The following is an 11309-nucleotide window of genomic DNA, read 5'->3' as shown; positions in this document are numbered from 1 at the left end:
AGATTTACAGAACCGCGTCATTCAACTGCGAGCGGCTTGCAGTATTTCACCCCAAGGATCTGTTGGTGAAAGAATGGCTGATCAACAACTCTATATGTTGACTGGGGAACGTTGCGCGCGGCCACCGCCAGTTTTTCAACCCATCGCACCGATGCAACCGAACGTACCAACGCGGTGCACAACGCTACCACGTTGGAGCCACCTGCCTCCAAGTCTCGCAAATTTAGAAATTTATTGCCAATGAAGCTCTCAAAGTTTTGGTGGATCCTGCTTTTCTGGTTAGCCATTACCCACACCGCTCAAGCAGATGTAACAAACGAACTTTGCTCTGCTTCTGAGGGAGCACAACGTTGCACATCAATAAACTTTGAACGCGGCCTACCCGAAGAATACTATCAAGAAACACTACAGTCTGTTGCAAACCTAGTAGTAGAGGACTTTATTTTTTACCTTACCGAGTCGCACGGGCCTTATAATTATGGAAAATCCCCCAGCATTGATTATTCCGCAGATTTTTACTCTGCTATTCTTGAGACAAATAACCACGGAACCATCGTATTTATTGTAATAAGCTCACCAACATCAGTAAAGCCATTTGGGATCATTGTAGTAATGAGCGATGGTGAAAAATCAAGAATAGACATCTCATATGGTTACAGTGATTATGCCGTACAGGAAGCCGGCAATGATCTATTTTTTATTTACAAGGATCGTTTTTCTGGCGCAGTTCAATCAATGAAAATTCGTTAGTTTAAGCTTATTGTAGATCTAACGTATCATTCCAGAACTGCATACATCTTGCATATAGTAGTTCGCCACATGCTCTTCCCTGAACGCTCAAATGGGCGGGGCGCAAATTTGACAGATTGGGCCCCAAGGCGCAAGATCCTCGGTCCATAATCCGATGGCCTCAGGGCCAAGGTTCGAGGACCGTGGTCCGAGGTCCTTGGTCCTTGGAACTTGATCAGGCGAACGGCTGAGGGCTGGCGGCGGTGTAATGGCTCAGCGGAATCTGCGCATTTCAGGACGCTAATGCATATGCCTGAGCGGGTATTTTCGTGGCAATCGCATAGTGAGGGCGTTTGTGGTTGTAGAAACTGATCCAGTCACCGATGGCACGTCTGGCGTGCTGGATGCTGTCGAAGCGCTGGCGATGGACGCATTCTTTCGGGGTCGGATCACACACTCGACCATGCCGTTTTGCTGCGGGCAGTGGGGCGTGATGAACTCTTGCCTCAGACCGTAGCTTTTCACCAAGGCCGTGTATTTTCTACTCGTGAAGACCAGGCCGTTGTCAGACCTCAGAAGGAACTCCTGCGGGACCCTGCCGAGCGTGCCAAATCGGGCAATCAGGCGTGCTCCAAAAGGTGCCGGCGGCACTGTCGTATTTTCCAGATCGGGAGGAGGAGTGCCAGCCCAGAAGCTCGCGGGTATGGCAGTTGATCACCAGTGCAAGCGTTGTCAAGCCATCTCGCCCTGCAAAACGCGGCACAGATCAGTCGACCAGCGCTCGTTCCGGGGTCGTGGCGACGGAAGGCAGCGCCTCGATCCGAGGACGCATACCGATAGGTCGTTTGCGAACCTGCCAGCCCTTGATGGAAGATCCTCTGAACCGTGTTTTTATTAGGCCGAGCCACGCCACCGTCCTATACCCAAAGGACGGCTCTGCCTCGATCATCGGCAGTCGGGTCGGCAAAGCCAGGGATCGACCTTCGGCGCGACCTTCGTTGGCTTATGTAGTAAATCGTCCGCCGCGGCACGCAGACAAGCGCACAGCGGCCAGCGGCACTGAGATCCCCCCTCCGCCAGCAGGCCCTCATGAAGCGTCCGGATCAATTCCCGTCCTCCGTTCGGCCATGGCCTCGGACCGGTGGCGGCTCATGGCCTCACCATGAGGGCCTGAAACTAATGGGATGGTCCGCCCCGCACCCTAACGTATGCTCTTGCTGCATCGCCAAACAAAAGGAGACAAAGGATGCGAACCAAACCCCTACCAGAAACCTTTGCCTATGGTATCGACATCGGCAAAAAGGTGTTTCACGTTGTCGCCGTCGATCGCGAGGGCGCAGTCATCCAGCGTACAAAGTTCGCGCGTGAGACGCTCCAATCGTTCTTCGACTTGGCGCCTAGAACCTTGATTGGCATGGAAGCCTGTCCGGGTTCACAATGGTTGGCACGAAGGCTGATTGATATGGGGCATGATGCCCGGATCATCCCGGCAAGATTTGTCAAGCCTTATGTCAAGTCAAACAAGACCGACACGGTTGATGCGGCGGCCATTGCTGAAGCCGTCACCAGGCCGACTATGAGGTTTGTCGAAGTACGCACGCCAGAGCAGGTTGATCTGCAAGCGCTTCACCGGATCCGAGACCGGCTTGTCGGACAGCGAACCGGATTGATGAATCAGGCGCGGGCCTTTTGCATCGAATACGGGCTGGCAATGCGGATAGGAGCCGGTGGCTTTCATGCCGACATTCGGCGGCATCTCGACAATCAGGAAAACGATCTGACCCAAAATATGCGGGGGCTGCTGAGCGATCTGTTAGACGACCTCACCTACATCGAGAAGAGGGTTAAAGCCTTGAGTACAAAGATCGAGGCAATAGCCAAAGAGGATGAGACGATCTGCAGGTTGTTGACTGTACCGGGCATTGGCCCCTTGGGCGCAACAGCACTTGTGGCGGCGGCTGGTGACGGGAAGCAATTCCGCAAAGCCAGAGACATGGCGGCATGGCTAGGGCTGGTGCCAGCAGAACATTCGACCGGGGGAAAGCAAATCCTTCTTGGGATCAGTAAACGCGGAAATGGATACGTGCGCCGTCTGATCATCCACGGGGCGCGATCCTGTTTTTTGCATCTAAACCGGGAAAGCCATGCCTTGGGGCGCTGGTTAAATGCTTTGGAAGCCCGAACACACCGCAACAAAGCCGTTGTTGCTTTGGCCAACAAACTGACGAGGATTGTTTGGGCAATCCTCACACAACCCGGCACCGTCTATCTGCGGTCAAAAGGGGCAGCTGTGTGAGCTGAACCTTCACCGCAAAACCCATTGCAGGGGACGTGATGACCAAACGGTTGATCGACCACGGGTAAGCCACGCGCAAAAAAGCGGGACATGATCCCGTTCCACTAATCTGGAACCCGAGGGGCGGATCTCATCAAGGCCTTGTCGCCAAAAGCGGCTGACTGATCAGAGGCCGGATACATTTACGCAAGCCGGTGCGTCACCCACGAAAACCTTGCAATAGCGGGGCGGACCATACATTTTTTCGCGCACGAAGCTCCAGCATCGCCTCGCCATAGGCCTCTTGCAGATCCTTGAGCTGCTTCTCGTACTGTTCCCGGATATCGAGCGGGTTGGCGCGCAAGGAGTTCTCCATCCCGCGCTTGGCATCCTCGATCCAGCCCTCAATCTCAGAGGGTGACAGATCGAAGGAACGACTGGCTTCCGCCACCGTCGTCTTGCCTTGGATGATCTCGATGACCAGCGCCGTCTTCCGCTTCGCTGTCCACCGCTTGATGCTGTCGTCCATCGTCATACTCATCGCTATTTTCCTCTCTATAGCATGAGCAGATTTTCACTGGGTCATTACACGCCTAAGGTGTCGTCGCGGCCAGCGAGACATGCGCGTCAAGCGGCGGGTGCAGTTCGAACGCCTTCGACTTCGGTCTGAGTTGCTCTCGCCGCAGTTTTCGCGGTGCAAGGAGGCTCAAGGAAACGTCCAATCGCAAACCAACCAACCAAGCCTCAAAAAACGGCGATGATCAGAAAGACATCGCTTGGGGCAAAGTACGACACAGCGCGCGCAAGCCAATATGGCCGCACAACCACCGCATGCTGGCACTTGCTAAGCATCTCGGTCTGCGCAGCATTCCGCAATACGCGTCTGGGCGTCTTGTCTTCGTAGATACAGATGGCACAGTTCGTCGTGACCTCGACTTTGCCACCATGGGAGGTGCGTTGCGCATCAAAGGTGGGATGGCGCGCGTGACCTATGCTTGAGCCGAAATGTTGGGAGATAGTCTGCACTTAGATCACCCAGTGCGCAGGGTAAGCGAGGACACCTCAGGCGTGACGCTCGTCTGTAACACCTTCGAAATGCGGGCAGCAGGTGTCGTTTTTTCACTGCCGCCACGGCTCACGACGGGCTTAGGGATTGCCGTTCCCGATACACCAACATGGATGCCTCACCTGTTGCACGCAATATAGCTAACTGATCAAACGCAACACGCGCTAAACGAGCAAACGCCCCCTACGCCAAGATCACGTCGCTCGTGCCAAATTGGCCGACGGCGGACAGGCTGAAAGGTATGATCCTGTCAGGTCCACAGCACCGTGGGGTGAAACAATTCCTGCGCGCAGACAGGACGCGCAGCAAGATGTTGCTCGGTGGAGTAGCGGCAGATGGTTTCTAGCTCGTTGTGGTTAGTTTGATAGCCGTAGCGCCAGTAATCGGCACCCATCACAAGCCGAGTGCGCTCGAGCCCGGCGCCAAGCCACGGCAAAGTCAGCCGGTTGGCCGACCCAAGCCAGATATTTTCTAGCCGCTCCATGGCAATGCGTTTGGCTTCGCAGAATATTTCAAACAGTGACATCGCCAGCCCAGGGTCGTCTTTCAATAGGCTCGCGCGCACTGCCACAATATGCATGATTGGGAAAAATCCAGTGCGGCGGAAATAATCAGCCTCGGCCGTTTCGGGGTCGGGTATCAGACGCCGGATGCGGGGATCGCCCTTCAGAAAGGCCATGGGCGGCTTGGGGGCCAGAACCGCGTCGATCCGCCCATCGAGCAGCAAATCCTGCAAGGTTTCCCCCTCGGCGATGGGGAGCACTTCCATTCCTTCAGGCAGGGAAAGCGCCAGCCGCTCGTGGCGCACCCCTTCGTCTAGAGCGCCGGTCCGCCACCGGATGCTGGCCAGATCGACACCGTATTCATCTTGCAAGATGCCCCGCATCCAAAGTCCCGCGGTCATCTGGTATTCCGGCACGCCGACCACGCGGCCATTCAGATCCGCAGGGCTGTGAATACCGGATCCGCTGCGCGCGAAAAATCCGTTATGCCGAAATGCGCGCGATAGAAAGACGGGCAGAGCGGTATAGGGCGTGGTTCCCTGGGACAGCTGTAGGATATAGGTCGACAGCGACATCTCGGTCACGTCGAACCGCGCTTCTTGGGCGGCGATAGGAAATAGCTTGGTGGTGGGTAGGATCACCGGGTCGATTTCATAGCCCGGCAAACGCAGCGTCCCGTCATGGATCGGCATGACGCGGTCATGATCCCAGGTGGCGAGAGTGATCTTGGGCATCTTGTTTGTCCTGTTCGGCGGATTGAGGGATTTGGTGGCCCCGCGCAGCCAGCGCGGTTTCGGTCCGAGCGAAATGCTGTACGGTCAAGGCCGTGGCCTGTTCTGTGTCGCGGGCCAGTGCTGCCGCCGCGATGGCGGCGTGCTCGGCACCCAGATCGCGACTGCCTAACCCTTGATAGACCGAGGCGCGGCGATAGCGTTCGCACAGATCATGCAACTGCGCCCGGAGCCGTAACATCCATGTGGAGCCGCAAGCCGACACGATTGCGGTATGGAAATCGGCGTTCGCCCTTTCCCATGTGTCGGCAACCGTTCCCGCCGCGCGCGCCAAGACAGCGTCCTCTTTTTGCATGATATAGCTGGCCGCGACCACGCGCGCCTCCCAGCCATCATCGCCGTAGGCCAGCGAAAGGCGGATCGCTTCGGTTTCAATTGCCGTTCGCGCAGTGTTGAGATCGGCAAACTCCACCGGGTCCAGATCGGCCACCGCGAAGCCGCGATTGTCATGGGCCACCACCAGCCCGTCTTGCGCCAGCTTTTGTAACGCTTCGCGTAAGGGGGTGGGACCGATGGCATAGATCGTCTTGAGCTTGGCAATCCGCAAACGTTCACCCGGTGGGCGTGCGCCGGTGATGATATCGCGCCGGAGCCGGAGATAGGCGGTTTGCGCCAAGGTCTCGGCAGTGATGGGGTCAAACTGGGCCTTGATCACCTTGCTCTCCTCTTGGCCGGTCTCTGGTTCGGGTTTGACAGTCCATTATTTATTTGTTTTTCTACTTTATCGATAAAGTAAGGAAATGTCGATTATGAGAATCATCAGCTTTGAAACTGCCACGGGCCCCGCCGCAGGGTTCATTGATGGGCAAGAGGCAGTGATCTGCGCCGAAGGGGCGGGCGCGCTTGGTGCCGTTCTGGGGTTGATCGAGGGCGGCGCGGATGCGCGCGCGGACTGGGTTTCCAAGGGCGGTCGTCGCCTGCCGTTGGCGGATGTGCGCTTGTTGGCACCGATCCCCGAACCGCGGAGAGATGTGTTCTGTATTGGCAAGAATTACTACGCCCATGCCGCTGAGTTTTATTCCAGCGGCTTCGATTCTTCGGCCAAAGAAGAGGTGCCGTCGCATCCAGTTGTCTTCACCAAGGCCACGACCAGCGTTTGCGGGCCGGGAGATGTGGTGCGTGGCTCTCTCGATCCCACCGCATCGGTCGATTATGAGGGTGAACTGGGTGTGATCATCGGCACCCGCTGTTTCGGCGTCAGCAAAGCCGATGCGATGGACCACGTCTTTGGCTATGTGATCATCAATGATGTGACGTCGCGTGAGCTGCAAAAACAGCATAACCAATGGGTCATAGGTAAAGGGATCGACAGCTTTTGCCCGATGGGCCCGTGGATCCTGACCGCTGATGAGGTCTCTGATGTCACTGCGCTTGAGTTGGTGACCGAGATAAACGGCGAAGAACGCCAACGCGCACGCCTGTCGGATCTGATCTTTGATATACCCACGCTGATCGAAACCATGTCACGCACCATGACGCTGTTACCCGGTGATATCATTGCGACGGGCACGCCTGTTGGGGTTGGTATTGGCTTCAAGCCGCCGCGCTATCTTGAGAAGGGCGATCAGATGCGTGTCAGAATCACTGGGCTGGGGGTGTTGGAAAACACGATCGGCTAAGCGCTCGGGCGCAGCCGCGCTCCGGTAATGAGATTGAATCAGGCACTGCGTCGCGTGGGGCCTGCTTCTTTGCGCATCCAGAACATGACGATAAATAAATAAAATCACTCAATTTATCGAAATAATTTGACCATTTCGTATTTTTGTCGACTATTTGACCTTAGAATCAAAATTATCGGGGAAAATAATGAGACTGGTTGCGTATCGACAGAATAATGGCACCCGCCTGGCGCTGCGCGATCAGGATGGGGTGCGCGATGTCGGGCCGTTTCCAGCAAATAGCAGCGATTTTGCACAGTTTGCCGAAGATGTGGCTACTGGCCGGATCACTGGCGGTGCCATTGTCGCGGGAGCGATTGAGCCCGCGCTTCCAATCGTGGCTGATGCCCGCGTCATATGTATCGGCTTGAACTATGCCGAACATGCCCGCGAGGGTGGGCGGGAGCCGCCGAGCTATCCTGCGTTTTTCTTTCGCATCGACACCTCGCTGGCGCCGAGCGGCTCTGAAGTCGACACGTTGGGGATCAGCGACAAGCTGGATTATGAGGCCGAGCTTTTGGTGGTGATCGGCCGGGGCGGCCGAAAGATCGCCGAGGCCGACGCTTTGGATCACGTGTTTGGTTATGGCGTTTTCAATGACATTTCTGTCCGTGATTTTCAGCAAAAGGGCGGTCAGTGGACGCCGGGCAAGAATTTTGACGGCACCGGAATCTTCGGAGAACAGATTGTGACTGCCGATGAGCTTGCGCCCGGTGCGACCGGACTTGGCGTGCGCGCGATCCTGAATGGTGAAGTGATGCAGGATGCAAATACCGACATCATGATTTTCCCCGTCGCTAGAGCGATCGCGTTGATCAGCGAATTCATGACGCTGCGCGCAGGCGATGTAATTGCAACAGGCACACCCTCGGGGGTGGGCTATGCCCGCACGCCGCCGGTCTGGATGAAGCCGGGCGACGAGATCGTGGTCGAGGTCGAACGGGTCGGCCGCGCAGTAGCAAGGATAAGGTAAACAGATGGAAAAGCGTCCGGGTCTCTTGCCAGAGTTGATCATCCCGGTCGGGTCGATCGCATTCGGCATCTATTATCTGTCGACGGTGTGGGAATTGCCGTTTCAGGCCAAGGTCGTCGGCATCTACGTCGCTGCCGCGATTGCGATCCTAAGCTTCATTCTGTTCATCCGGTTCGGTCGGGAAATCTGGTCGGGTCAGAAATCCTGGGGGATCGAGGGGTTTTTCAGCGACCCGGTGTCGGAGGCACGCCGTTGGAGCGTGCTGGCACTCACCGTTGGTTTTATCGTGTTGATGCCGGTCTTGGGCTTTGTCGTCACGATTTTCGCCTTTGTGTTTTCTGCCGTGATCGTCATCGGCGGAGTAGAGCGGATCAAGGCTGCCGCTTTTACCGCTCTTGGCATGACCATCGTCGCCTTTCTTGTCTTCATCGTTCTGGTGAAGGTTCGTTTCCCGACGAACATCATCGACCAGACCCTCAAGGGCTTTTTCCTCTGACATGGAACAATTTTCCACAATCCTGGGTCTTTTCTCCTACTCGCTGACATATTGGTGGGTGATGATCCCGGCCATTTTGCTGGGCAATCTGGTCGGCGCGATCCCTGGTTTCAGCGCGGCCAACACCATCATCATCTTGCTGCCGCTGACCTTGTCGGTGGATGTCGAGGTGGCGCTGATCTTCATGATGGCGCTGTATTCGGCCTCGCAGCTTGGCAATGGCATTCCCGCTATCTTGGTCAATATCCCCGGAACGGGCGGGGCGGCGGCCACCACGCTCGACGGTTATCCGATGGCGCAAAAGGGTCAGGCACAGCGCGCGCTGGTCTATTGTTTCGTGGCCTCGATCTTTGGCGGGCTGATCGGTACCATGTTCGTGTTGGCGCTGTTGCCGGTGCTCTCGCAGGTCGGAAATTACCTGCACTCGGTCGAGATGGTGGTGATCATCCTCTTTGGACTGACGCTGATCGCGGTGATCGCTGCTGCAGACATGATCAAGGGTCTTTTGGCGGGTATGCTTGGGCTGTTGATCGGTGCCATAGGAACCGACTTCATTTATTCAGAGCCGCGCGCAACCTTTGGCATGTTGGAGCTGTATAGCGGCGTGCCGCTCGTGCCCGCGCTGATCGGGCTTTTTGCAATTTCGGAAGTTTTCGTTCTGATCGAGCGCGGGCGAGTGCTGAAGGACGAATACATGGATGTCGTCGTCAGCTCGAAACTTTATGACGTCTGGGTGCTAGTGAAAGAGGCGTTGCGAAGCTGGTTCTTGATGACATGGACTGCGCTTATTGGGGTGATTATCGGAATCATTCCGGGTGCCGGAGCCTCGATCGCAGCTTTCGTCGCGTATCAGCAAGCGCGCACATTCTCAAAAACGCCCGAGTTGTTCGGCACGGGTGTCCCCGAGGGGGTCGCGGCCCCCGAAGCTGCCAATAATGGTGTGACTTCGGGCACGCTCGTTCCGCTGATGGCGATCGGTGTGCCTGGCGGATCAACCGCGGCAATCATGATGGTCGTGTTGCAGTACCATGGCGTCACGCTGGGCCCGCGGCTGTTTATCGACAGTCCCGAATTGGCCTATGGCATTTTCACCGCGGCCTTCATCACCTACCTCTTGATGATCCCGTTGATGTTTCCAATGGCGCAATACATGTCGCGGGTCACGACTGTTCCGGCTTTCTTCCTTGTGCCAATGATCTTGGCCTTCACGCTTTTGGGAGCCTTTGTGCCGCGCGCCTATATGTTCGACATGGGGCTGGCGGTTGCCTTTGGTCTTTTGGGCTATTTGGCGCGCAAGACCGGCTACCACGTTACCGCGATCTTGATCGGCATCATCCTTGGGCCGCTGATGGAGCAATATCTGATGCGCGCGTTGCGCATTTCGCGCGGGGATGTGGGCATTTTGTTCAGTTCGAACCTAGGCAACATCCTGTGGCTGTTCCTCATCATCACGCTTCTCTTGCCGGTCTACAAAAGCTGGCAGGCAAGAAAGAAACAAAAGGAGGCGGTCTGATATGGGCGCGACTTTGGCGAAGAATTTTACAAGCCTTGCCCGGCTCAACATTCCTGGCGGCGGTCAGGTGCGGGTCGAGGGCGGCTATGCTTACGTCGGCCACATGGATGCCCCCAACGGCACCAGCATCATCGACATCAGGGATCCGCGTATGCCCAAGGTCGTGGCCCATGTGGCGATGGATGATCCTTGGTCCCACAGCCACAAGGTGCGGGTTTGCGGCGATCTAATGATCGTCAACCATGAACAAAATAAGCGCCACTTCCACCGCAAAGGTGAAGGGCTGCTTGAACATACGGCCCATATGCAAGCCCGCGAGGGGCGCGATCCCAGCGATGCCGAATTGGCGGCATTTCTGGGTGTGACCTTGGCCGATATTCCGACGCTGCGCGAAAGCGCCAAACGCGGCTATCATGATGGCGGGTTTCGCATCTACGACATCAAGGATCGCACCAATCCGCGCTTGCTGTGCCATCAAAAGACCCATGGCTTCGGCGTTCACCGCTTCGATATTGATGAACGCTATCTTTATATGTCGACCGAGATGCCCGGGTTTGTCGGCAATATTCTTGTCGTCTATGATTACGCCGATCCAACCAAGCCGGTCGAGGTAGGACGCTGGTGGATGCCCGAGCAAGAGAATTTCGACGGCGCTCGCCCTACCTGGAAAGGCTATCAACAGCGGCTGCACCACACCCAACGCGTCGGCAATGAGCTGTGGGCCTCGTGCTGGCATGCGGGGTTTCGTGTGGTGGATGCCACCGACATCACAGCGATGAAAACGATCGCATCCTTTGACTACCACCCGCCGAGCAAGCATCCGACCCACACGATCAAGCCGCTGCTGTCCCCGATAGGCGGGCGCCGCTACGCTGTGGCCGCCGATGAAGAACACGCCCATAAACAAGGTCAGCTTCCGGCCCATCTATGGGTGTTTGATGTCACCGATCTTTCCGACATCCGCTATGCCGCGACCTTTCATGTGGGCGAGTTGGATACCCCCTTTGCCGCGGCAGGGGGGCGGTTCGGGCTGCATCAATACGCCGAGACCTTTTACGACAACACGCTGTTTTGCGCGTGGTTTGCTGGGGGGCTGCGGGCGGTCGACCTGTCAAATCCCAAAGACCCGACCGAGGTGGGTCACTTCATCCCCACACCCACAAGCGGGCACGCGACCCCACAAAGCAATGACGTTTACGTCGATGACCGGGGGCTGGTCTATCTGATCGACCGGCTGGAAGGGCTCGACATTCTGGAATTCCGGCCGGGCTGATCAGCTTCGGACGGAATGGCGCAAGGCCAAAT

At 56.6% G+C, this 11309-nt stretch carries 12 protein-coding genes; 8 read left to right on the top strand and 4 right to left on the bottom strand.

Annotation, left to right across the window (positions count from 1 at the left end):
• The first annotated feature begins 111 nt into the window (after positions 1 to 111).
• A complete protein-coding gene (locus KG698_RS11905) occupies positions 112 to 750 on the top strand; it encodes a hypothetical protein (protein ID WP_213685800.1) in 639 nt (212 codons plus the stop codon).
• A 271-nt stretch (positions 751 to 1021) separates the two neighbouring features.
• Here KG698_RS11905 and KG698_RS15860 read toward each other — a convergent pair whose 3' ends face one another.
• The gene (locus KG698_RS15860; RefSeq protein WP_367114087.1) at positions 1022 to 1186 is read right to left on the bottom strand and encodes an integrase core domain-containing protein; all 165 of its coding nucleotides are present in this window, start codon (positions 1184 to 1186) and stop codon (positions 1022 to 1024) included.
• 789 nt (positions 1187 to 1975) lie between these two features.
• Between KG698_RS15860 and KG698_RS11895 the strand changes: the two genes are divergently transcribed.
• Entirely contained in the window at positions 1976 to 3025 is a 1050-nt protein-coding gene (locus KG698_RS11895) for an IS110 family transposase (RefSeq protein ID WP_213685798.1), read from the top strand.
• 199 nt (positions 3026 to 3224) lie between these two features.
• Here the strand turns inward: KG698_RS11895 and KG698_RS11890 are convergent, their stop codons facing one another.
• The gene (locus tag KG698_RS11890) at positions 3225 to 3545 is read right to left on the bottom strand and encodes a transposase (protein ID WP_213685797.1); all 321 of its coding nucleotides are present in this window, start codon (positions 3543 to 3545) and stop codon (positions 3225 to 3227) included.
• A 290-nt stretch (positions 3546 to 3835) separates the two neighbouring features.
• Between KG698_RS11890 and KG698_RS11885 the strand changes: the two genes are divergently transcribed.
• On the top strand, positions 3836 to 4003 hold the full coding sequence (locus KG698_RS11885) for a hypothetical protein (RefSeq protein ID WP_213685796.1): 168 nt from the start codon (positions 3836 to 3838) through the stop codon (positions 4001 to 4003).
• A gap of 317 nt (positions 4004 to 4320) precedes the next feature.
• Here KG698_RS11885 and KG698_RS11880 read toward each other — a convergent pair whose 3' ends face one another.
• Together KG698_RS11880 and KG698_RS11875 are read right to left on the bottom strand one after the other, a co-directional pair.
• Complete coding sequence (locus tag KG698_RS11880; RefSeq protein WP_213685795.1) at positions 4321 to 5307, bottom strand: 4,5-dihydroxyphthalate decarboxylase; 987 nt, start codon at positions 5305 to 5307, stop codon at positions 4321 to 4323.
• On the bottom strand, positions 5273 to 6019 hold the full coding sequence (locus tag KG698_RS11875) for an FCD domain-containing protein (protein WP_213685794.1): 747 nt from the start codon (positions 6017 to 6019) through the stop codon (positions 5273 to 5275). The genes KG698_RS11880 and KG698_RS11875 overlap by 35 nt, the downstream gene beginning before the upstream one ends.
• Before the next feature lie 85 nt (positions 6020 to 6104).
• Here KG698_RS11875 and KG698_RS11870 point away from each other — a divergent pair, with 85 nt between their 5' ends.
• The 5 genes from KG698_RS11870 to KG698_RS11850 all read left to right on the top strand — a co-directional run bounded on the left by KG698_RS11870 (position 6105) and on the right by KG698_RS11850 (position 11277).
• A complete protein-coding gene (locus tag KG698_RS11870) occupies positions 6105 to 6983 on the top strand; it encodes a fumarylacetoacetate hydrolase family protein (protein WP_213685793.1) in 879 nt (292 codons plus the stop codon).
• A gap of 154 nt (positions 6984 to 7137) precedes the next feature.
• Positions 7138 to 7995: a fumarylacetoacetate hydrolase family protein gene (locus KG698_RS11865; protein WP_213685792.1), complete on the top strand. Its 858-nt coding sequence runs from the start codon at positions 7138 to 7140 to the stop codon at positions 7993 to 7995.
• A 4-nt stretch (positions 7996 to 7999) separates the two neighbouring features.
• Positions 8000 to 8491 carry a tripartite tricarboxylate transporter TctB family protein gene (locus tag KG698_RS11860; protein ID WP_213685791.1) on the top strand — a complete coding sequence of 164 codons (492 nt, stop codon included), beginning with the start codon at positions 8000 to 8002 and terminating at the stop codon, positions 8489 to 8491.
• A 1-nt stretch (position 8492) separates the two neighbouring features.
• A complete protein-coding gene (locus KG698_RS11855; protein ID WP_213685790.1) occupies positions 8493 to 10004 on the top strand; it encodes a tripartite tricarboxylate transporter permease in 1512 nt (503 codons plus the stop codon).
• Position 10005: 1 nt separating this feature from the next.
• Entirely contained in the window at positions 10006 to 11277 is a 1272-nt protein-coding gene (locus KG698_RS11850; protein ID WP_213685789.1) for a hypothetical protein, read from the top strand.
• Positions 11278 to 11309 lie beyond the last annotated feature (32 nt).

Source organism: Roseicyclus sp. (genome assembly GCF_018402035.1).
Taxonomy (GTDB): Bacteria; Pseudomonadota; Alphaproteobacteria; order Rhodobacterales; family Rhodobacteraceae; genus Roseicyclus.
This window is presented reverse-complemented; position numbering and strand designations above follow the sequence as displayed.

Coding starts and splice junctions, on each gene's coding strand:
- KG698_RS11880 (WP_213685795.1), bottom strand. CDS start 5,307: ATGCCCAAGATCACTCTCGCCACCTGGGATCATGACCGCGTCATGCCG.
- KG698_RS11870 (WP_213685793.1), top strand. CDS start 6,105: ATGTCGATTATGAGAATCATCAGCTTTGAAACTGCCACGGGCCCCGCC.
- KG698_RS11850 (WP_213685789.1), top strand. CDS start 10,006: ATGGGCGCGACTTTGGCGAAGAATTTTACAAGCCTTGCCCGGCTCAAC.
- KG698_RS11885 (WP_213685796.1), top strand. CDS start 3,836: ATGCTGGCACTTGCTAAGCATCTCGGTCTGCGCAGCATTCCGCAATAC.
- KG698_RS11860 (WP_213685791.1), top strand. CDS start 8,000: ATGGAAAAGCGTCCGGGTCTCTTGCCAGAGTTGATCATCCCGGTCGGG.
- KG698_RS11855 (WP_213685790.1), top strand. CDS start 8,493: ATGGAACAATTTTCCACAATCCTGGGTCTTTTCTCCTACTCGCTGACA.
- KG698_RS11890 (WP_213685797.1), bottom strand. CDS start 3,545: ATGAGTATGACGATGGACGACAGCATCAAGCGGTGGACAGCGAAGCGG.
- KG698_RS11895 (WP_213685798.1), top strand. CDS start 1,976: ATGCGAACCAAACCCCTACCAGAAACCTTTGCCTATGGTATCGACATC.